This is a genomic window from Arthrobacter sp. LFS091 (assembly GCF_047977885.1).
Classification (GTDB): Bacteria; Actinomycetota; Actinomycetes; order Actinomycetales; family Micrococcaceae; genus Arthrobacter.
In genome coordinates this window covers 265,456-284,252 of the sequence record NZ_JBFPFP010000001.1, presented here as the reverse complement: position 1 = coordinate 284,252, position 18,797 = coordinate 265,456, and the positions used below count along the sequence as shown (strand labels likewise).

General features: G+C 62.3%; 22 protein-coding genes. 10 read left to right on the top strand and 12 right to left on the bottom strand.

The window, feature by feature from the left end:
- Window positions 1-4: 4 nt before the first annotated feature.
- Window positions 5-790, bottom strand: a complete 786-nt coding sequence (locus ACNQOP_RS01335; RefSeq protein WP_416403080.1) for an ABC transporter ATP-binding protein — start codon at window positions 788-790, stop codon at window positions 5-7.
- Window positions 791-901: 111 nt separating this feature from the next.
- On the opposite strand from ACNQOP_RS01335, the gene serB reads away from it, so the two are divergent.
- A complete protein-coding gene (gene serB, locus ACNQOP_RS01330; protein WP_257368114.1) occupies window positions 902-1,795 on the top strand; it encodes a phosphoserine phosphatase SerB in 894 nt (297 codons plus the stop codon).
- Between the two features lie 232 nt (window positions 1,796-2,027).
- Window positions 2,028-2,657, top strand: coding sequence for a hypothetical protein (locus ACNQOP_RS01325; RefSeq protein ID WP_284985670.1), 630 nt, complete (start codon window positions 2,028-2,030; stop codon window positions 2,655-2,657).
- Window positions 2,658-2,748: 91 nt separating this feature from the next.
- Here ACNQOP_RS01325 and ACNQOP_RS01320 read toward each other — a convergent pair whose 3' ends face one another.
- From ACNQOP_RS01320 to ACNQOP_RS01305, 4 genes are all read right to left on the bottom strand, one after another.
- Window positions 2,749-3,969: an ATP-binding cassette domain-containing protein gene (locus tag ACNQOP_RS01320; protein WP_416403078.1), complete on the bottom strand. Its 1,221-nt coding sequence runs from the start codon at window positions 3,967-3,969 to the stop codon at window positions 2,749-2,751.
- Between the two features lie 48 nt (window positions 3,970-4,017).
- A complete protein-coding gene (locus ACNQOP_RS01315; RefSeq protein ID WP_416403077.1) occupies window positions 4,018-4,296 on the bottom strand; it encodes an ATP-binding cassette domain-containing protein in 279 nt (92 codons plus the stop codon).
- A 238-nt stretch (window positions 4,297-4,534) separates the two neighbouring features.
- Window positions 4,535-5,287 carry an SDR family oxidoreductase gene (locus ACNQOP_RS01310; protein WP_235521760.1) on the bottom strand — a complete coding sequence of 251 codons (753 nt, stop codon included), beginning with the start codon at window positions 5,285-5,287 and terminating at the stop codon, window positions 4,535-4,537.
- Between the two features lie 109 nt (window positions 5,288-5,396).
- Window positions 5,397-6,122: a beta-ketoacyl-ACP reductase gene (locus tag ACNQOP_RS01305; RefSeq protein ID WP_416403075.1), complete on the bottom strand. Its 726-nt coding sequence runs from the start codon at window positions 6,120-6,122 to the stop codon at window positions 5,397-5,399.
- Between the two features lie 151 nt (window positions 6,123-6,273).
- Here ACNQOP_RS01305 and ACNQOP_RS01300 point away from each other — a divergent pair, with 151 nt between their 5' ends.
- From ACNQOP_RS01300 to ACNQOP_RS01285, 4 genes are read left to right on the top strand one after another with little or no spacing between them, the layout of a single operon-like run.
- On the top strand, window positions 6,274-6,774 hold the full coding sequence (locus tag ACNQOP_RS01300) for a DUF3099 domain-containing protein (protein ID WP_416403073.1): 501 nt from the start codon (window positions 6,274-6,276) through the stop codon (window positions 6,772-6,774).
- Window positions 6,771-7,046 carry a hypothetical protein gene (locus ACNQOP_RS01295; RefSeq protein ID WP_416403072.1) on the top strand — a complete coding sequence of 92 codons (276 nt, stop codon included), beginning with the start codon at window positions 6,771-6,773 and terminating at the stop codon, window positions 7,044-7,046. Before ACNQOP_RS01300 ends, ACNQOP_RS01295 begins: the two co-directional genes overlap by 4 nt.
- Window positions 7,047-7,913 (top strand): SURF1 family protein, encoded by an 867-nt coding sequence (locus tag ACNQOP_RS01290; protein WP_416403071.1) that lies wholly within the window; start codon window positions 7,047-7,049, stop codon window positions 7,911-7,913.
- Window positions 7,914-8,381 carry a YbaK/EbsC family protein gene (locus ACNQOP_RS01285; RefSeq protein ID WP_416403069.1) on the top strand — a complete coding sequence of 156 codons (468 nt, stop codon included), beginning with the start codon at window positions 7,914-7,916 and terminating at the stop codon, window positions 8,379-8,381.
- Between the two features lie 7 nt (window positions 8,382-8,388).
- On the opposite strand, the gene ACNQOP_RS01280 is transcribed toward ACNQOP_RS01285, so the two are convergent.
- Window positions 8,389-9,987, bottom strand: coding sequence for an ABC-F family ATP-binding cassette domain-containing protein (locus tag ACNQOP_RS01280; protein ID WP_211712652.1), 1,599 nt, complete (start codon window positions 9,985-9,987; stop codon window positions 8,389-8,391).
- Between the two features lie 293 nt (window positions 9,988-10,280).
- Here ACNQOP_RS01280 and ACNQOP_RS01275 point away from each other — a divergent pair, with 293 nt between their 5' ends.
- The 3 genes from ACNQOP_RS01275 to ACNQOP_RS01265 are packed head-to-tail and all read left to right on the top strand — an operon-like array spanning window position 10,281 to window position 12,301.
- Window positions 10,281-10,901 carry a biotin transporter BioY gene (locus tag ACNQOP_RS01275; protein WP_257368122.1) on the top strand — a complete coding sequence of 207 codons (621 nt, stop codon included), beginning with the start codon at window positions 10,281-10,283 and terminating at the stop codon, window positions 10,899-10,901.
- 18 nt (window positions 10,902-10,919) lie between these two features.
- The gene (locus ACNQOP_RS01270; protein WP_416403068.1) at window positions 10,920-11,669 is read left to right on the top strand and encodes an energy-coupling factor ABC transporter ATP-binding protein; all 750 of its coding nucleotides are present in this window, start codon (window positions 10,920-10,922) and stop codon (window positions 11,667-11,669) included.
- Window positions 11,666-12,301, top strand: coding sequence for an energy-coupling factor transporter transmembrane component T family protein (locus ACNQOP_RS01265; RefSeq protein ID WP_416403066.1), 636 nt, complete (start codon window positions 11,666-11,668; stop codon window positions 12,299-12,301). The genes ACNQOP_RS01270 and ACNQOP_RS01265 overlap by 4 nt, the downstream gene beginning before the upstream one ends.
- On the opposite strand, the gene ACNQOP_RS01260 is transcribed toward ACNQOP_RS01265, so the two are convergent.
- Window positions 12,290-13,474 carry a thiolase family protein gene (locus tag ACNQOP_RS01260; protein ID WP_416403250.1) on the bottom strand — a complete coding sequence of 395 codons (1,185 nt, stop codon included), beginning with the start codon at window positions 13,472-13,474 and terminating at the stop codon, window positions 12,290-12,292. The two genes, ACNQOP_RS01265 and ACNQOP_RS01260, sit on opposite strands and share 12 nt — an antisense overlap.
- A gap of 10 nt (window positions 13,475-13,484) precedes the next feature.
- Window positions 13,485-14,876: a class I adenylate-forming enzyme family protein gene (locus ACNQOP_RS01255; RefSeq protein WP_416403065.1), complete on the bottom strand. Its 1,392-nt coding sequence runs from the start codon at window positions 14,874-14,876 to the stop codon at window positions 13,485-13,487.
- A gap of 61 nt (window positions 14,877-14,937) precedes the next feature.
- Between ACNQOP_RS01255 and ACNQOP_RS01250 the strand changes: the two genes are divergently transcribed.
- On the top strand, window positions 14,938-15,843 hold the full coding sequence (locus tag ACNQOP_RS01250; RefSeq protein WP_416403064.1) for a neutral zinc metallopeptidase: 906 nt from the start codon (window positions 14,938-14,940) through the stop codon (window positions 15,841-15,843).
- A gap of 86 nt (window positions 15,844-15,929) precedes the next feature.
- Here ACNQOP_RS01250 and ACNQOP_RS01245 read toward each other — a convergent pair whose 3' ends face one another.
- Genes ACNQOP_RS01245 through sufD form a run of 4 tightly spaced genes read right to left on the bottom strand, consistent with a single transcriptional unit; the run spans window position 15,930 to window position 18,796 of the window.
- On the bottom strand, window positions 15,930-16,262 hold the full coding sequence (locus ACNQOP_RS01245; RefSeq protein ID WP_018777579.1) for a metal-sulfur cluster assembly factor: 333 nt from the start codon (window positions 16,260-16,262) through the stop codon (window positions 15,930-15,932).
- 13 nt (window positions 16,263-16,275) lie between these two features.
- The gene (gene sufC, locus ACNQOP_RS01240; protein ID WP_257368127.1) at window positions 16,276-17,061 is read right to left on the bottom strand and encodes a Fe-S cluster assembly ATPase SufC; all 786 of its coding nucleotides are present in this window, start codon (window positions 17,059-17,061) and stop codon (window positions 16,276-16,278) included.
- 43 nt (window positions 17,062-17,104) lie between these two features.
- Complete coding sequence (locus tag ACNQOP_RS01235; RefSeq protein WP_257368128.1) at window positions 17,105-17,461, bottom strand: non-heme iron oxygenase ferredoxin subunit; 357 nt, start codon at window positions 17,459-17,461, stop codon at window positions 17,105-17,107.
- A gap of 21 nt (window positions 17,462-17,482) precedes the next feature.
- Window positions 17,483-18,796 carry a Fe-S cluster assembly protein SufD gene (gene sufD, locus ACNQOP_RS01230; protein ID WP_257368129.1) on the bottom strand — a complete coding sequence of 438 codons (1,314 nt, stop codon included), beginning with the start codon at window positions 18,794-18,796 and terminating at the stop codon, window positions 17,483-17,485.
- Window position 18,797 lies beyond the last annotated feature (1 nt).

Sequence of the window (18,797 nt, the reverse complement as noted above, 5' to 3'; positions counted from 1 at the left end):
CTGCCTATCGGCGGGCGACGGCCGTGTAGCGGCCGGCGTTTTCGGTAACGTTCAGGGGCAGGCCGAAGGTGTTGCTCAGGTGTTCGTCAGTCAACACTTCCATGATGGGACCCGCGGCCACGACACCGCCTTCGCGCAGGAGCATGGCGTGGGTGAAGCCCGGGGGCACTTCTTCAAGGTGGTGGGTCACCAGGACCATGGCAGGGGCGTCCTCGTCGCTGGCGAGCTCGCCTAGCTTGTGGACGAGTTCTTCGCGGCCCCCCACATCCAGGCCGGCTGCAGGTTCGTCGAGGAGAAGCAGTTCAGGATCGGTCATGAGTGCCCGGGCAATCTGGACGCGCTTGCGCTCCCCTTCGGACAGGGTGGCAAAGGTGCGGTTAAGCAGCGGGCCCATTCCCCAGTCGTTGAGCAGACGGAAAGCACGACGTTCGTCGTCGCGTTCGTAGCCTTCCCGCCAGCGGCCGGTTACGCCATAGGCTGCCGTGACCACCACATTGAGCACGTTCTCGTGTTCCGGGATTTGGGTCGCAAGTGCTGCCGACGACAGTCCGATCCTGGGACGCAGTTCAAAGACGTCGACGCGTCCAAGAACTTCGTCGAGAATCCCTGCCTGGCCGCTGCTGGGGTGCAGTCGCGCTGCGGCAATCTGGAGGAGGGTCGTCTTGCCGGCGCCGTTGGGGCCCAGGATGACCCAGCGTTCGCCTTCGTTGACCTGCCAGTCAACCTTGTCCAGCAGGGTCTTTTTGCCTCGGACAACGCTGACGGAAGCCAATTCCAGAACATCACTCATAGCAGTAGACACTAGGACAAAAATCCACATGACTGATAACCGGTTGCGGCGCATGCCCGGTGACATGAAATGAATTCGGGCGGGTGCGGCGCCCTCAGTAGGATTGGGGCCATGACTTCGAACTTGGCTGCGGTCAGCTATGGCGTGAACTTGACCGCCGAATCCCTGGAAAATATCCGCCTTGCCCTGGCTGGCGCCGGCGTCACAGTGTCGTCCGAATCACACTCCGCAGATGAGCGCTTCGCCGTTCACACAGTGGAACTCACGCCTCTGGAGGATGCGGCCTCGGACCTCGCCGGCGTGCGACGCAAGGTAGCTGAGGTGGCAGGCCCTGGAGTTGATACGGCCATTGTTCCCCAGGGGCTGCGGCAGGCAGCGCGGAAGCTGCTCATCATGGATGTCGACTCAACTTTGATCCAACAGGAAGTCATCGAGCTTTTGGCCGCCCATGCAGGTAAACGGGAGGAAGTCGCTGCTGTCACAGAGGCAGCCATGCGGGGCGAGCTCGACTTCGCACAGAGCCTCCACGCGCGGGTTGCAGTGCTCGCCGGGCTGCCTGCCGCCGTCGTCGATTCCGTCCGGGAAGAAGTTCGCCTCAGCCTCGGTGCGGCTGAACTGGTTGCGGCGTTCAAGGCCGCCGGCCACACCGTGGCCGTTGTGTCAGGTGGGTTCAACCAGATCCTTGAACCGATTGCGGGCGGGCTGGGCCTGGATTACTGGATCGCCAACGAGCTGGAAATTGTCGACGGCGCGTTGACCGGCAAGGTACTCGGCGCGGTTATTGACCGCGCTGCCAAGGAGAAATACCTGCGCGAATGGGCCGCTGCCGAGGGCATCAGCCTGGAGCACACCATTGCGGTGGGTGATGGCGCCAACGACCTGGACATGCTGGGTGCAGCCGGGATCGGCATTGCCTTCAATGCCAAACCGGCCGTTCGCGCCGTGGCGGACGCCGCCATCAACATGCCGTATCTGGACGCAGTCCGGCACATCGCCAACGTCTAGGTCGCCGGAGTCTTCCCTGGCTACTGCCCTATTTGCCATGAGATTGAAAGCGCATTAGTGTAGGCGCCTTGCATTTCATGACGGTGAATTCGCACTAATTTATTCGATTGTCACCCGATCGCATTAAATGTCCAAGGGAATATGCTGCGCCCAATTCCGTGTGTGAGGATGGAAACTTCAAAAGGACATCCGTTATGCAATAACGGTCCGGGATGAAGGAAGTGCAGGGCAGGTGGTGGACCGTTCGGGACGCACATGGAAGTGGTGGAAGCGTAATGACGGTCTGGACGCCGGCGAATTGACGTCCTTTGCCGCAGAAGAAAGTCCGACACCACTTCATGAATTCCTCGGGGTCGAACCTCAAGGGGACGAACTGCCGGCAGCGGAGGTGTTCGAGCCTGGATCTTCCAGCGGAACGCCTCTATACCAGGAGACCCGAACCATGTACTTCACGGATTCCGGCCATGACGAAACAGAACAGGAAGAATCCATTATGAGCTCACTTGATGACGCCATGAAGCAACTGCTGTCCATAGAGGGCGCTACAGGGGCAGCCATCGTTGACTACTCCAGCGGAATGGCCCTGGCGCAGGGCGGAAACCCCGGCTTCGACCTCGGGGTGGCCGCGGCCGGCAACTCCAACGTGGTCAGTTCAAAACTGCGAACCATGGCGGATCTGAAGCTGGACAGCAACATCGAAGACATCCTCATCACCCTGGGCACCCAGTACCACCTGATCAACGTCCTGAACTCTGAAGGCTCCAAAGGCCTTTTCGTGTATTTGGTGCTTGATCGCACGTACGCGAACCTGGCCCTGGCACGCCACAAACTCAGCAGCATCTCCAAGGGCGTCAGTATCTAGCGCCTGCGTTTTGAACGGGAGAGGACGGCCGCGTACACCGCGACCGTCCTTTTTCGCCATCAGTAACCTATTCCGGATAACCGGCTGCGGATCAGGTCATGACCCGCCGCGCGTCTCTGGTCCCCGACTCGAACTTCACGCCCAGCATGTGGTGGACCAGGACGTCCTCGTTCGTGTTGGCATTGGCCTCAATGGTGACCAGCTCGCCATCGCGCATCACCCCGATCCGGTGGCACCAGCCAACCAACTCCGACAAATCCGACGACAACAGAATGATCGCGACCCCGAGCTCGCTGAGTTCGCTCAGCATCTCGTAGACGACTTCCTTGGCGCCAATGTCGATGCCGCGGCTGGGGTGGCTGAGAATCAGCACATCGCAGCCGGCACTCATCCATTTGGCCAGCTGCACCTTTTGCCGGTCACCTCCGGAAAGAGTGTCCAAGGCACCGTGGATGTTGGTGGTGTTGATGCGCATGCGGCGAACCACCTCAACCACGCTCCTCAACGTGGCGATCTCTTCCTCCAGGTCCCCGCTCGGGCTGCCGCTGCTCTGAAGGCCTTCCGTTATGCTGGCATCGGTCGGCGCCGATTCGGCCGTATCTGAGAGGTAACCGATCTTTAGCCTCGCTGCGTCGTGGATCCCGCGGATCTCCACGCGCTCACCCCGGATACGGATCTCGCCGGAGGTGCTTGGATGTACGCCTGCCAATGCCTCGACCAGCTGATAGACGCCGGAGCGATGTGTTCCCACAAGGCCGAAAAACTCTCCCTTGGAGACGTCAAAGGAGACTCCCCGCACGGCGTCATCGACGCTAAGGTCGACCACGCGCAAGGCCTCCCCCGTGTCTGATCGCCCGGTGGGCCTGACGTTGCCCTCCAACTCGTGATTGAGGAGCAGGAACGCCAGTTCGTCTACGTTGGTCTGGCTGGCTTCCAGGACTTTATGGACCCTGCCATCCCTGAGCACGGCGATGCGGTGGGCGATGGAACGGACCTCATCCAGGCGATGGGTGATGTAGATAATTGCGCGGCCTTGCCTGGTCAGCATGCGCAGGACCTGATGAAGGACGGCAACATCGTGGTCCGGAAGTGACGCGGCAACCTCGTCCATGATGACCAACTGGGCTTCTTCGGCAACCATCCTGAGAACTTCCACAAGAGCCTGCTCGGCGCGGATCAGGGTGCCCACCTTGGCGTCCGGATCCATGGTGACGCCGATGTCCCGGATGAGTTCGGCGGCCCGGCCACGGAGTTCTTCATGGCGCTTGCCGGCCTGGAATGTTCCTCGAAAGATTGCCTTGGCGATGGTCAATTCAGGGTCCAGCCGGAAGTTCTGTGGGATGAGCCCGACGCCGCACGCTCACGCTTCCTCTGCGGACTCGGGCCGATACTTCTCGCCCGCCAGCATGATGTGGCCGGCCTGGTGTTGATGGGTCCCTGCGAGGACGCCCATGAGCGTTGTTTTTCCGGCACCGTTGGTTCCGATCATGCCGAGAATTTCGCCGCGATTCAGCGAAAGGCTGACCCCTCTGAGGATTTGGCGCTGTTCATAGGACGCATGGATATCATCCGCATGCAGTAGTAAGTCCAAAGAAACTCCTGTATGAGCCGCACCGTGTGAGTCCAGCGGCTTTGGCATGGGTACCGCTAATGAGTGACGAGCCTCGAAGGAGGCGCTTTTCAGAGTCAATCAGACGCCCGGAACAAATGCAAAAATAAAAGCGCAAACAGATCTTTATAATTCGTGACGCGGTTTTGGGCGATATTTATCTAATTGTCATCGATCATTGTTCCACCCCGAAATGCAGCCGGAGACTTAAAGCGGAACGGCCCGGGACGCTGTCCCGGGCCGTTCCGTATGAGGCGATCTACTGCTGCTACTCGCCTGACTTGTTGAAGTAGTCAGAGCCGCCAACGTATTCGGTGTGTCCCGATTCCACGTCTGCGGTAACCATTTTGGCAACCTCCGCTGCAAACTCCTGAACGGAGTAGAGCTTTCCGGCTTCGGCGCGGCGGGCTTCAATGGCACCTGGATTTGAACGGTCCAGGAGGGTGGCAGTCACTGTTCCTTCGATCATGTCACCAGAAACGACCACCAAGGAGATCCCCTTGTCGGCCAGATTCGGCAGGAGGGCGCGCAGTGCGTCCTCGCCGGCACGCTTGCTCTTGGCAACGGGCTCGTATTCGGGCATCGTGGGCACGGTTTCCACGAAGTGGGCCTGGTGGCTGGTTACGAAGACAACCCGCGAGCCCTCCGGCATCAGCGGCACAGCGGCATTGAGCATGTTGACCTGGGCGTCGCGGTTCAACTTGAGCGCGTAGCCTTCCTCCATGCCCGACTCCATGCCGCCCGAAGCATTGAGCACCAGGATATCCAAGGAGCCGAATTCCTCCATCGCCGTGCTGGCCAGGGCGTGTACGCCTTCGTCCGTGGTGAGGTCCGCTCCCACAGCCGCAGCCCGGCCGCCTGCCGCCTGGATGTCAGCTACAACCTTGTTGGCGCGGGGCGCCTTTTGGCGGTAGTTGACGACGACGGCGGCACCCTCGCCAGCGAGGATCTTGGCAACTTCCGCTCCGATTCCACGGGAAGACCCCGTGACGATCGCGGTCTTGTTATCCAGCATTCCCATTCGTGCTCCTTTTGTTCACTTCATCCAAATTCCGTGGGCTCGGTTTCCATCTTGCCAGTGGCACGGACCAAAGCCTTTGTCGCCCCCGGACAAAAAACTGCCGTCGTGGCTAGTGGCCCATTCCCAGTCCGCCGTCCACCGGGATGACAGCACCTGAGATGTAGGCGGCTTCGTCGCTGGCTACCCAGCGAACGACGTCGGCTACTTCGGATGCCTCCGCGAAGCGACCGGCCGGAACGTTGGCCAGATACGATTTCTGTGTTTCTTCGGGCAGTTCGGCAGTCATGTCCGTGTTGATGAAGCCCGGAGCCACTACGTTCGCCGTGATCCCGCGGCTGCCGAGTTCACGGGTCAGCGACCGCGCGATGCCCACCATGCCGGCTTTGGAGGCGGAGTAGTTGATCTGGCCAGGTGCACCGTAGAGCCCGGACACCGACGAAATAAGGACCACGCGGCCTTTCCGCAGCCGGATCATGCCCTTGGACGCCCTCTTGATGACGCGGAATGCGCCAGTGAGGTTTGTGTCCAGGACCGACGTGAAGTCCTCCTCGCTCATGCGGAGCAGAAGGGTGTCCTTGGTGATCCCGGCATTCGCCACCAGGACCTCCACGGGACCGTGGGCTTCCTCGACGATCTTGAATGCAGCATCGATCGACGCCTCATCGGTCACATCGGCTTTGACGCCCAGGATTCCCTCAGGCAGTGCTGTTTCACTGCGGTAGGTGACGGCGACCTTGTCACCGTTGGCGAGGAACGATTCCGCGATGGCCAGGCCGATGCCGCGGTTGCCGCCGGTGATGAGGACGCTGCGGGGGGCCGATACTGCTTCAGACATACATGTGCTCCAGGTTCCGCGGCATTCGGTGCCGCTGCGACAGGGATTTTCCTTTGTTGATCTTATCCGCCGTACGCAGCAACCGGCGGGCAACAAGGGCCGTCCGCGGTTTGGGTGGCTACCGGCTTGGTGAGAGAATTGGAAGAGGCCTTTGGAGCGTGATGATTCAACTGTGACCCCAGGAAGCAGTCCCCTGCAGCAAGTGCCCGGAGATCCGGACGCTGTTTCCGGCGACCCCGAAGTCCACAGCATCACCGATGCGGCAGCTGGCCATTCCGAGGACATGCGCCAGCGCATGGCCAAGTATGCGATCGCCATGGGAATCCGCATGGTCTGCATCATCCTGATCTTTGTGGTGGACGGCTGGTTTAAGATCATCGCCATTGCAGGTGCTGTCTTCCTTCCTTGGATTGCCGTCGTCATCGCCAATGGCAGCGACAAGGCCGAGGTCCACAGCGAGTCCCTCCTGGATTACGTGGCGGTGCCGGAAATCGAAAGGCCATACCAAGCTGCGGACGATGGATCCGCAGACACGCCAACGGTGCTCCAAGGCGAGCTGGTGGATGATGATCCGCCGTCCCGCAGTGCCGAACACACCAGTGGCGAAGCAAGCGAGGCCGGGAAACCCGGCGATGAACAGGCGACTTCATGAATATCTTTAGCCTCGGCGGACCTGGTCTGTCTGACCAGGAATTCCGACAGGCCCAGGGACCGGCGACATGCTCGAGGAAGGGATGCCGTGCCGGTGCTGAGTGGCAGCTTCTGTGGAACAACCCACGCATCCATACTCCGGAGCGGCGGAAAGTGTGGCTCTCCTGCGGGGAACACCGGGAGTGGCTGGAGGACTACCTTCAGACCCGCGGCCTGTGGAAGGAAACCGTGCCCTTCGTGGCCCACCAGGACCCTGCGAACGAGGCCGGCTGAATGTACCGTTTCCTTTTCTCCAGCAAATGGCTGGGGTATTTTGTCCTGGCCGTGATTTTTGCCACCGCATGCGTCTTCCTGGGGCGTTGGCAAATGGACCGCCGGGCCGAGACCCTTGCCGAAATCAACCGCGTGGTCAGCAATTACTCAGCGACCCCCATCCCTTTCTCTGAGATCAGTGACCAGTTCCGTGCCCTGGACCCCGAACGCGAGTGGACACAGGTCCGGCTACGGGGCAGCTACGACCTCGACGGGCAGCGCGTTGTCCGTAACCGTCCGCTGAATGGCCAGCCGGGCTACGACGTCGTGGTTCCCTTCCGGCTTACCACCGGCGAGACCGTGGTGATTGACCGTGGCTGGTTGCCGATCGGCAACAATACGCCCGGCCGACCCGACGTCGTGCCGGCTCCTCCGGCGGGCGAAGTCACCGTAGTGGCCCGGCTGAAACCTGCCGAGCCGAAGCTTGACCGCGGCGCCGTGGATGGGCAGCTCGCTTCAATCGACCTTGCCGGCTTCGCCAAAGAACTCCCGTACCCCATCGCCACGGGAGCCTACGGGCAGTTGGCCAGTGAGGACCCTGCGGTGCAACCGATGCCCACGCCGTTCCCGAAGCCGGCCACGGAAGAGGGTACGCACCTTTCCTACTCCTTGCAGTGGTTCGCTTTCGGTGTTCTGATGTTCATCGGTTTCGGCTATGCCGCACGCCAGCAGGCCCGCAACGCGGCAATCGACGCCGAAGAGGAAGAGGACGACGGGATCATTGCCGCCGGCGGGACACCCAAGCCCCGCACCCCGGCGGCGCGAAAGAACAAGAGGCCCACGTCCGAAGAAGAGGAAGACGCCATCCTTGATGCCCAAGGTTACTGAATGATTCCGGATCCTGTACTGAACGTAAAGTCAGCCCTGACTGCCGCCGGAGTTTCGGACACGGTGCAAATCTTCGAGGACAAGGTTCCGACGGCGGCCGCCGCTGCTTCCGTGTTGGGCTGCGACGTCGCCGCCATCACCAACAGCCTGATCTTTGAGCTCGACGGCGCTCCCCTGCTGATCCTTGCCAGCGGCGCCGCCAAGGTTGATACAGCATTGGTTGCAGCACAGTTGGGTACGGGTAAGATCCGCCGCGCCACACCGGAATTCGTGCTGGAGCACACCGGCCAAGAAGTAGGAGGTGTAGCCCCAGTGGGCCACCCTAAGAAACTCCGAACCATCCTGGACAGTTCGCTGCGGGAATACCCACTGCTCTGGGCAGGAGCCGGAGACCACAACTCCATGTTCTCCATCAGCTACCAAGAGCTGGCGCGCGTCACCAACGCCGAACCCTTGCAGGTCCGCTAGGCGACGCTTACGCCAGCGTGATCAAGTCCAGGTAGTCCTCGTTCCAGTGGTCCTCAACGCCGTCCGGAAGCAGCACTACGCGTTCCGGGTTCAGCGCCGACACGGCACCTTCGTCGTGGCTGACCATGACGACGGCGCCGCTGTAGTTCTTGAGCGCGCCCAGGATTTCGGCGCGGCTGGCGGGGTCGAGGTTGTTGGTGGGTTCGTCCAGCAGCAGAACGTTGGCGCTGGAGGCAACGATGGTGGCCAGGGCCAGGCGCGTCTTCTCTCCACCCGAGAGCACACCGGCGGGCTTGTCGACGTCGTCGCCCGAGAAGAGGAATGAACCCAGGATGCCGCGGACTTCGGCGTCCTTCATGTCCGGCGCCGATGAGCGCATGTTCTCGAGAACGGTGCGATCAACGTCCAGGGTTTCGTGCTCCTGGGCGTAGTAGCCCACCTTGAGGCCGTGCCCGGGGATGATGTCACCTGTGTCGGGCTTGTCGACTCCGGCGAGCATGCGCAGCAGGGTGGTCTTGCCGGCACCGTTGAGACCCAGGATAACCACCTTGGAGCCACGGTCGATGGCGAGGTCCACATCAGTGAAGATTTCCAGCGAGCCGTAGGACTTGCTAAGCCCTTCGGCCGTGAGCGGGGTCTTGCCGCACGGTGAAGGATCCGGGAAGCGCAGTGCTGCTACGCGATCGTTCTCACGGACAGCTTCCAGGCCGCTGAGGAGCCGCTCGGCACGCTTGGCCATGTTCTGGGCTGCTACTGCCTTGGTGGCCTTGGCCCGCATCTTGTTCGCTTGGTCGATCAGGACCTGGGCCTTCTTTTCTGCGTTGGCGCGTTCGCGCTTGCGGGCGCGTTCATCCGTTTCACGCTGGAGCAGGTAGCGCTTCCAGTCCATGTTGTAGTAGTCGATCTGGGCGCGGTTGGCATCAAGGAGGTAGACCTTGTTGACGGTGGCCTCGAGCAGGTCCGTGTCGTGGCTGATCACGATCAGGCCGCCCTGGTGGTTCTTCAGGAAGTCCCGGAGCCAGGTGATGGAGTCGGCATCCAAGTGGTTGGTGGGTTCGTCCAGGAGCAGGGTTTCTGCGTCGGAGTAAAGGATTCGTGCCAGTTCCACGCGGCGGCGCTGTCCACCGGAGAGGGTTTTCAACGGTTGGTTCAGGAGGCGGTCCGGCAACGCCAGGTTGGAGGAGATCGCCGCGGCTTCGGCTTCGGCAGCGTAACCTCCGCCTGCCAGGAATTCTGCTTCGAGACGGTCGTAACGGCCCATGGCTTTGCGCTGGACGGCGGCGTCCTCGCTGGCCATGTCCTCGTGTGCCTTCTTGAGTTTGCCCACCACGACATCCAAGCCACGGGCGGAGAGGATGCGGTCGCGGGCGAGCTGCTCCATGTCAGGCGTCCGCGGATCCTGCGGCAGGTAGCCGATCTCACCGCTGCGGGTTACCTTGCCCCCAGCAGGGAGCCCTTCGCCTGCGAGGACGCGGGTCAGAGTGGTTTTGCCGGCACCGTTGCGCCCAACGAGGCCAATCTTGTCCCCTTTGTCCACCCGGAAGTTAACCTGGTCCATGAGCAGGCGTGCGCCGGCGCGGAGTTCGAGGTCCTGGACGGTAATCAATTCGGGTGATGCCTTTCAATGGGGAACGCCTGCGGGGACCGGTGGGCCCGGTCAGGTGCGGAGCCTGACAGCTGCGGCGGGGTGGGCTGTGAGAACAGCCTGTTCAAGTCTACCGGTACCCCGGCCGGGGACTGGCATTTGCCCGCCCAGCGAAATTTTGCGGCACCCTTCAAAGAATCCGCGGCGTGCGTTGTGGGAAGGCTCCAAAATGAGGGTCCCGTGACGTCCGTACCCTCGAAGGCAGGGGGAAGTTCCGCACACACCGCATCGCATCACACCTGATTGGACCCTTCATGAGCCAGACCGACTCTGCCACAGCGCAGCTCACTACTGCACCCGCCCGTCGGCGATGGACCGCTACTGACATCGGACTTATCGCTGTCTTCGCAGCGCTCGTCGCAGCCTCCTCGATCGTCCCCGGAATCCCTGTGGGAGCATTGGGAGTCCCGATCACCTTGGTGACCCTCACCGTGATGCTTAGCGGACTGGTGTTGGGTGCTGGACGCGGGTTCGCCGCCGTCGGGCTTTATGTCCTGCTCGGCCTGGCAGGGTTGCCCATCTTCAGTGGTGGACGCAGCGGCTTGGGGATCCTGGCGACGCCTTCCGCAGGCTACATTGTGGCCTTCCCCTTGGCCGCTGCCGCTACCGGCTACCTGGCCGCCGTCGTGATCCGCCGGACGGTGAAGTACCGGGGGCTGTGGCTTTTCGCCGCCGCCATGGTTAGCAGCGTCGTCATCATCCACGGACTCGGTGTACTGGGCATGATGGTGAACGGCAAACTCGACTTTGGCAAGGCTTTCGTTGCCGACCTTGCCTTCTACCCGGGAGACATCCTCAAGAACGTGCTGGCCGTGGTCATTGCACTTGCTATCCACAAGGCCTTTCCTGATGTCCTGGTCCGTCGGGTCAAGTAGGCCAGGAACTATCACCGCATGAATTCCATCCATTTCGACGGCGTGTCGGTACGCGTTTCGGTCGACGGCAGCGACACTGCCAAGACCCTGCTGCATGACATTTCGCTGGAGCTCACTGAGCGGCGCATTGGCGTCATAGGGGCCAACGGTTCCGGCAAGTCCACACTGCTGCGCCTGCTCAATGGCTTGGTTGCACCCAGCGAGGGCAGGATCGTAGTCCACGGCGATGACACCGTGGCAAACGTTCGAAGGGTTCGGCGAAACGTGGGTTTCGTGTTTACCGATCCCCTGTCGCAGCTGGTCATGCCGACGGGCCGTGAAGACGTAGAGCTTTCACTCCGCCGTTCCGTCAAGAACTCCAAAGAACGCGCTGCCCGGGCCGAAACAGTCCTTACCCGTTTCGGCCTCCTGGGCCTGGCCGACCAGAGCATTTACGAACTTTCCGGCGGAGAACGGCAGTTGTTGGCGTTGGCGGCCGTCCTGGCGGTTGACCCCAAGGTACTGGTCCTCGACGAACCATCCACGCTGCTGGACCTGCGCAACCGGGAGCTCCTTCGCCGCACCATCGCAGGCCTGGACCAGCAGGTCATCATGTCCACCCACGATTTGGACCTGGCGATGGACATGGACCGTGTCCTGGTTGTCGAGTCGGGCCGGATAGTGTTCGACGGCGATGCGGAAGAAGGCGTCGCACGGTACCGGATGCTTTGCGCGGCGGCGTTGGACGAGCTTCCGACCGGAAGCAGGACAGGCGACGTGCCGAGGTGAGGGGTCATGGTTTCCTGATCGCCAACTACGTTCCCGGGAAGTCCGTGATCCATCGCGCACCCCTGTTGCTGAAATTCCTGGTGGTGGCCGCCTGCGGGGCAGTATCCTTCCTGGTGGTCGACTGGGCCGTTTCCCTGGTGGTCTTCTGCATCATGTGTGGCCTGTTCCTCCTCAGCGGAGCAGGCCTGCGGCGACTTGCCGGAGCCATCCGGATGGTGGCGCCCATCGTGCTGGTCATTGGATTGTTCCAGTGGTGGCAACTCGGAGGATCCACGGCGGCCCGGATCGTCCTCAATATCCTGGTGTGCGTGGTGGCAGCATCCGTGCTCTCGGCTACCACTCCGGTGCAGGAGCTCCTGGATGGCGTTGTCTCACTGGCCAAGCCGTTCCGGCGCTTTGGAGCCGACCCCGAACGCTTTGCCCTGACCATCGCCGTGATGCTTCGGAGCATCCCGTTCATCGCCGGAGCTTTCGCCGATGTGCGCGACTCAGCCCGGGCCCGTGGCCTGGAGCGCAACCCCCGGGCCTTGGTGCTCCCTGTCTTCATCACTACCGTGGCGTACGCCCGGCAGACGGGCGATGCGTTGGCTGCCCGCGGCCTGGGTGAGCCGGAAGACCCGCTAGAGCCTTGAGTACCGCATAAGTGCCGCTGTTCCCATGCCGCCGGCGATGCTGATCATTGCCAGCCCCAAGGGCGACTCCCTCGACTGAAGGTACCGGCGGCGCGCCTGGGCCAGGAGGCGAGTCACCAGGACCGCCCCCGACGCACCGTAGGCGTGGCCCAGCGCCAAGGCTCCACCGTCCAGGTTCGCCCGTTGCGGCGCGATCCTCAGGTGGTCCAGGCAAGCAATAGTCTGGGCGGCAAACGCTTCATTGAATTCGATGAGGTCGACGTCGTCCGGTTCCACTTTGAGTTCCGACAGGAGCTTTTCGGCCGCGTAGGCAGCACCGACGCCCAGCAGTTCCGGATCTACACCGCTGGTATCGCAGCCCAAAACCAGCAAGCCGTCCTTCGCGCCCATGGCCCGTGCGCGCTTGAGGGAGGTAACGACGACGGCGGAGGCACCGTCCGCGTCGAAACACGAATTCCCTGCGGTGACTGTTCCTCCGGGCACGAAGGCTGCAGGGAACCGCGCCATCATCGGCGCGCGAAGCGAGGGGCGGGGACCATCATCGCGGGTCACCGACGTTTCCTGGCCCGCCAGGGAGACCATCTCGCTCACGAACCTGCCGTCTTCGGCGGCGCTGACCGCCCTCCGATGGCTGCGGAGTGCGTAGTCGTCCTGCCGTTCCCGTGACACGCCACATTCCCGTGCCACGTTTTCGGCGGCCACCCCCATATCAGGGTCGCCGTACTGCATTGGCACAAAGGTGGCGCGCGAGTAGAAGTCCAGGCCGCCGTCGTCGTTCCTGTTGGCCCGGGCGGGAGCGGTACTGATGCTTTCGACGCCACCGGCAATATAGAGGGGGTCGCCGCCGGCTGCCACCAGCCGGGACGCCAACGCAATGGCGTCCAGTCCCGAGCCGCACTGCCGGTCCACCGTGAGTCCAGGAACCGAGATTGGCAAACCGGCCTGCAGCGCGGCGAACCGCGCCACATTTCCCCCGCCGCCCACCGCGTTGCCGATGATGACGTCGTCAACCGCGGCGGCATCCACGCCCGCCGATTCAACCAACGAACGGATCACCGGCGCCAGGAGGTCCGGCGCGCGGAAGTGCTTCACTTGGCCATTGGCGCGGCAAATGGGGGTACGGAGCGCCGCTATGATCACCGGTTGGAGGGACTCGTCCGCCTGCACGTTCATGGGTGCTGCGTCAGCCAAGGGGCTGCGCCCGCGGGTCGTGGTTCTTGATCCAGTCCAAAAGGACACCCCTGCTGATTTTGCCCCGGTCCGTCATGGGCAGCTCCGCGAGCACGAAGAATTGCAGCGGCCATTTGTCCCTTGCAAGCAGTCCGTCCAATCCGGTACGCAGCTGCGTCGCGGTGACGGCGCCGTAGGCAGGTACGACGCCGGCAATCACCTTTTGCCCGCGGATATCGTCAGGCGCCCCGGCAGCAACAGCCAATTCTATCCCCGGAACCGAGGCGAGGGCAAGCTCCACCTCGTGGGGGTAGACGTTCTTGCCGGCAGTAAGGATCATGTCTGAGCGCCGCCCCAGAATGTGGAGGATCCCGTCCTCCACATAGCCTTGGTCACCCACGGTGTACCAACCGTCCAGGCATCGCAGGGCCTGCCCGTCATCACCCCACAGGTAGCCGTTGCTGACCATTGCACTGCGCACGCTGATATTTCCGTGCCGGCCGTCGGGAAGGGACCGGCCCTTGTCATCCAGGATGCGCAGTTCCACGCCTGGAAACGGCTTGCCAATGCCGGTGCCGCCAGCGTCGAGCCGTTCGCCCGCAGGGAGCCGGGTACCGGACACGAAACTCAACTCCGAGGCGCCGTAGTACTCGTAAATTGCGGCATGCGGGGCCCATCGCCGGGCAGCTTCCAAGGTGCGGGCGTCCAACTTTGAACCAGCGCAAATGATGCTTCGAAGGCCCGATGCGTCAACGTCCCCCGCAAGGCCACGTTCGCTGAGCAGCCGCAGCATGGTGGGTGCAAGGACCAGGCGCGTGATGCCGTCATGGCTGATGGCGGAGTGTGCTTCACCCACGTCGAAGGAGTCAAGCGTGTGGAAGGCAGCTCCCGCGTACAGGCACTCCGAGAGGGCGTACAGGTTAAGGCTGGCTGACAATGGTCCCGGGGCCAATGTCCGGTCCGATGTTGTGAGGCCAAAGAACTCTATGGATGCTTCGAAGGACGCCTGCCACGAGTTGCGCGAACGCGTGAAGGCCTTCGGGATGGACGTCGTCCCCGAGGTGAGGCCGATGAGGAACGTGCTGGAAGGATCGCCGTCTTCCAACCCCGTACCTTCCGCGGAGCCCGAATCCAGGATGCGCGCCGAGACTTCCTCGACCATGTGGGCCGGCCATTGCGGATCCAGGACAGCACACCGCCGTTCCCCGGCCACGGCCGCCGCATAACGTTCCACGAACCGCAATGAGTTGGGTTCGGCAAGAACAGTGGTGGCTCCCGCAGTGCCGAGCAGCGCTGCTGCGGCATCGCGGAGTCCGGCCCAGGTGAGCCCGGCATTTCCCACGACGACTGCGGTGTCATGTGGGCGCTCATCGGCCCAGAGCTGAAGTTTGTCCAGGAAAGGCATCCAGCCAATTTTACGGCAGTGTCCAACACCAAGCACCAAAAGTGACGTCTATTCTGACTGTATGAGTTTCAATGACGGCGCACAGCTTGACCCTTCCCAGGTGGAAGACCGACGTGGCAGCGGGATGGGCCGCGGAACCAAGATCGGTGGTGGAATCGGTGGCGGCATTGTGGTGCTGCTCCTGGCCCTTTTCGGGATCAACCCCAGCATCCTGGGCGACCTGACGGGCGCCGGTACCCAACCGCCTGCCATCGAAAGCGGTACCGCGGGCGCGGGCGGCCTCCAGGAGTGCCAAACAGGCGCCGACGCCGACAAGCGACTGGATTGCCGGATCACGGGCACGGTGAACAGCCTCAATGCATTTTGGCCAACATATCTGGCCCAGTACAACGTAAAGTATTCCCGCCCCGGGACTGTCATTTTCAGCCAAGCAACCAACACTGGCTGCGGCCCCGCCACAACGGATGTGGGCCCTTTCTACTGCCCCACGGACGTGAAAGCCTATTTCGATCCCGGCTTCTTCGATGAACTGGTGACACGCTTCGGCTCCTCGGGCGGACCCCTGGCGCAGGAGTATGTGGTGGCCCACGAATTTGGACACCATGTGCAGAATCTCCTGGGCAACCTCGACAAGGCACAGCAGGACCCGCAGGGTCCCCAGTCCGGTGGTGTCAGGGTGGAACTGCAAGCCGACTGCTACGCAGGATTGTGGGTCCGGCACGCCACAACGCAAACCGATGCCAGCGGTAAGCCGTTCCTGGATCCCCTGACCGAGCAGGACCTGCAGGACGCCCTGTCGGCCGCCTCCGCCGTCGGCGATGACCGTATTCAAAAAGCGGCCACCGGGCGGGTATCCCCGGAATCGTGGACGCACGGTTCCAGTGCACAACGCCAGAAGTGGTTCTATCAGGGCTACACCACGGGTGACATCAACAAGTGCGACACCTTCGGAGTTGCCGCTCCCTAGGACTTTCGCTGTTAACAAAAAGAATGGTTCCGGGCACATTGCCCGGAACCATTCTTTTCCCGCTGCGAGCGGGTGAAACATGCTGATCAGATGTTGAAGCCGAGGGCCCGCATCTGGTCCTTGCCGTCGTCGGTGATCCGCTCGGGACCCCATGGCGGCATCCATACCCAGTTCAGGCGCCAGTCATCAACGACGCCGTCGAGCGACTTGCCTACCTGCTCTTCAAGCACGTCCGTCAGCGGGCATGCCGCCGTTGTCAGTGTCATGTCGATCAGGAGCGCGCCGTCTTCGTCTGAATACTTGAGCCCGTACAGAAGCCCCAGGTCCACTACATTGACGCCAAGTTCCGGGTCAATGACGTCCTTGAGCGCTTCCTCGACGTCCTCGAGGCTGGTGCGCGCCGCGTTGATTTCGGTCATGGAATGATCCTAACTAGGCCTGCACGGCAGGGGCAACGGCTACGCCGGCGCCGGGAGCGTAGCGGTCGTAGCCCTCTTCTTCGAGACGGTCGGCGAGCTCGGGGCCGCCTTCCTCAACAACCTTGCCGTCTACGAAAACGTGGACGAATTCAGGCTTGATGTAGCGCAGGATACGCGTGTAGTGGGTGATGAGCAGCGTGCCCATGTTGCCCTCTTCGTGCGCGCGGTTAACGCCCTCGGACACTACCTTGAGGGCGTCGACGTCAAGGCCGGAGTCGGTCTCGTCGAGGATGGCGAACTTCGGCTTGAAGAGTTCCAACTGGAGGATCTCGACGCGCTTCTTCTCGCCACCGGAGAAGCCTTCGTTGACGTTGCGCTGGGCAAAGTCAGCGTCGATGCGCAACTGCTGCATCGCTGCCTTGACGTCCTTGGTCCAGGTGCGAAGAGCCGGCGCTTCGCCGTCGATGGCTGTCTTGGCGGTGCGCAGGAAGTTGGTCATGGTCACACCGGGAACCTCTACCGGGTACTGCATGGCCAGGAAAACGCCTGCACGTGCACGCTCGTCGACGCTCATCTCCAGGACGTCTTCGCCGTCCAGGGTGATGGTGCCGCTCGTGACCGTGTAACGCGGGTGGCCGGCGATGGTGGAGGCGAGGGTGGACTTGCCCGAACCGTTGGGACCCATGATGGCGTGGGTTTCACCGGTCTTGATGGTCAGGCTGACGCCCTTCAGGATCTCCTTGGTGCCCTGCTCCGTCTCAATGCTGACGTGCAGGTCCTTGATCTCAAGAGTTGACATGCTCTTCTTTCTTTTCGTTCGTAAGTCTGGCGGTACTGGGTGCTCAGTAGTTATCTACCGATGCACCGTTCACAACGTTGGTCACGTCCACATAGACGTCGTCGCCATCGATGGTGACGGCGAAAACCGGGACGGGGTCATAGGCAGGCAGCTGGAGGGGCTGGCCGCTGCGCAGGTCGAACTGGGAACCATGTCCCCAGCACTCGATCGCACAGCCTTCAACCTCACCTTCGGACAGTGAGATGTCGGCGTGCGAGCAGGTATCGCCGATGGCGTGGATTTCGCCCATCGAGTCCCTCACGATGGCTACGGGGTAGTCACCGATCAGGACGCGCAGCGCCTGCTTGACCTGGATGTCATTGGCGTTGCATACCAGTTCGCCCTTGGTTTCTTCACTCATGGTTGTCCTGCCTGGCCTGTCTTAGTTGTCGGTCGCGGCGAGTTCGCGCTCAACAGCCGCGGTCAGGCGCTCTTCGATTGCCGGGACCTTGATCTGCTGGATGATCTCGTTGAGGAAGCCCCGGACCACCAGGCGGCGGGCAACCTTTTCGGGAATGCCACGGGCCATCAGGTAGAACAAGTGCTCGTCATCGAAACGGCCGGTGGCGCTGGCGTGGCCGGCCCCCTCGATCAAACCGGTTTCGATTTCCAGGTTTGGCACGGAGTCTGCGCGGGCGCCATCGGTGAGGACCAGGTTGCGGTTGGCCTCGTAGGTGTCAGTGCCTTCTGCTTCCTTGCGGATGAGGACGTCGCCGACCCACACGCTGTGGGCATTCCGACCCTGCAGCGCGCCCTTGTAGAGGACCCTCGACTTGCAGTTGGCCACGGCGTGGTCAACGAACAGGCGCTGCTCCAGGTGCTGCCCGGCATCGGCGAAGTAGAGACCGAACATCTCGACGTCGGCGCCAGGTGCGGTGAAGCGGGTGGACGGCGTGACACGCACGAGGTCGCCGCCAAGGCTGACCACGATGTGCTTGAACTTGGCATCGCGGCCGATTTTCGCCTGCTGTGATGACGCGTGGACAGCGGTGTCAGCCCATTCCTGGAGTGAGATCACTGTCAGTTCAGCACCGTCTTCGACGATGATCTCGACGTTCTCGGACACCACGGCAGTGCCCTGGTGGTCAAGGACAACGACAGCCTTGGAGAAGCGCTCCGCCACAATCACGATGTGCTGGGCTGACGGTGCCTCTCCGGCGCCTGTGACCAGGACCGAAACTTCGCTTTCGGCCTGCAGTTCGGCGGGGACAGTGACAACCGTTGCTTCGGCAAAGTTTTCCCACGCATTGGCGGACACGAGGTCCTCCGGGATGGCTGCCTGGCCAATGCGCTTGTCGTCGCGGCCCACGGTCTCAACAACGACGCCGGCAGGCGCCGTGACACTGACAGTGGGAGCTGCACCGTTGAGCACCTCGGTGTGGAGGCCGCGCAGGCGCTTCAGCGGGGTGAAGCGCCAGTCTTCCTCAAGGCCGTTCAACGGCTTGAAGTCAGCCAGCTTGTATGAGGTGAGACGGCCGGCACGGGAGCTGTCGGGGATGCCCACGCCGCCACCATGCGAGTGGCTCTTGGCCGAAGCGCCGCCGAGCGGACCAGCGGAAGGCTGCTCCGACGTCGTGCTGGTGTTCGTTCCGGTGTTGACGGGCGAAAGGTTCTCGCCTTCCTCGGTGAAGCCGTTGATAAACGGCTGGGCCGAGGGCGCGCCGATGCGCGCCTTTTCTGTTGTGATATCAGTCATT

Bases quoted from the DNA above. Each gene is read 5' to 3' on its own strand.
- ACNQOP_RS01315 (WP_416403077.1), bottom strand. From the start codon at position 4,296: ATGCCAAAGCCGCTGGACTCACACGGTGCGGCTCATACAGGAGTTTCT.
- ACNQOP_RS01260 (WP_416403250.1), bottom strand. From the start codon at position 13,474: ATGAACGTGCAGGCGGACGAGTCCCTCCAACCGGTGATCATAGCGGCG.
- ACNQOP_RS01310 (WP_235521760.1), bottom strand. From the start codon at position 5,287: ATGGGAATGCTGGATAACAAGACCGCGATCGTCACGGGGTCTTCCCGT.
- ACNQOP_RS01255 (WP_416403065.1), bottom strand. From the start codon at position 14,876: ATGCCTTTCCTGGACAAACTTCAGCTCTGGGCCGATGAGCGCCCACAT.
- ACNQOP_RS01335 (WP_416403080.1), bottom strand. From the start codon at position 790: ATGAGTGATGTTCTGGAATTGGCTTCCGTCAGCGTTGTCCGAGGCAAA.
- ACNQOP_RS01235 (WP_257368128.1), bottom strand. From the start codon at position 17,461: ATGAGTGAAGAAACCAAGGGCGAACTGGTATGCAACGCCAATGACATC.
- serB (WP_257368114.1), top strand. From the start codon at position 902: ATGACTTCGAACTTGGCTGCGGTCAGCTATGGCGTGAACTTGACCGCC.
- ACNQOP_RS01275 (WP_257368122.1), top strand. From the start codon at position 10,281: ATGAGCCAGACCGACTCTGCCACAGCGCAGCTCACTACTGCACCCGCC.
- ACNQOP_RS01290 (WP_416403071.1), top strand. From the start codon at position 7,047: ATGTACCGTTTCCTTTTCTCCAGCAAATGGCTGGGGTATTTTGTCCTG.
- ACNQOP_RS01250 (WP_416403064.1), top strand. From the start codon at position 14,938: ATGAGTTTCAATGACGGCGCACAGCTTGACCCTTCCCAGGTGGAAGAC.
- ACNQOP_RS01270 (WP_416403068.1), top strand. From the start codon at position 10,920: ATGAATTCCATCCATTTCGACGGCGTGTCGGTACGCGTTTCGGTCGAC.
- sufC (WP_257368127.1), bottom strand. From the start codon at position 17,061: ATGTCAACTCTTGAGATCAAGGACCTGCACGTCAGCATTGAGACGGAG.
- ACNQOP_RS01305 (WP_416403075.1), bottom strand. From the start codon at position 6,122: ATGTCTGAAGCAGTATCGGCCCCCCGCAGCGTCCTCATCACCGGCGGC.
- ACNQOP_RS01285 (WP_416403069.1), top strand. From the start codon at position 7,914: ATGATTCCGGATCCTGTACTGAACGTAAAGTCAGCCCTGACTGCCGCC.
- sufD (WP_257368129.1), bottom strand. From the start codon at position 18,796: ATGACTGATATCACAACAGAAAAGGCGCGCATCGGCGCGCCCTCGGCC.
- ACNQOP_RS01245 (WP_018777579.1), bottom strand. From the start codon at position 16,262: ATGACCGAAATCAACGCGGCGCGCACCAGCCTCGAGGACGTCGAGGAA.
- ACNQOP_RS01295 (WP_416403072.1), top strand. From the start codon at position 6,771: ATGAATATCTTTAGCCTCGGCGGACCTGGTCTGTCTGACCAGGAATTC.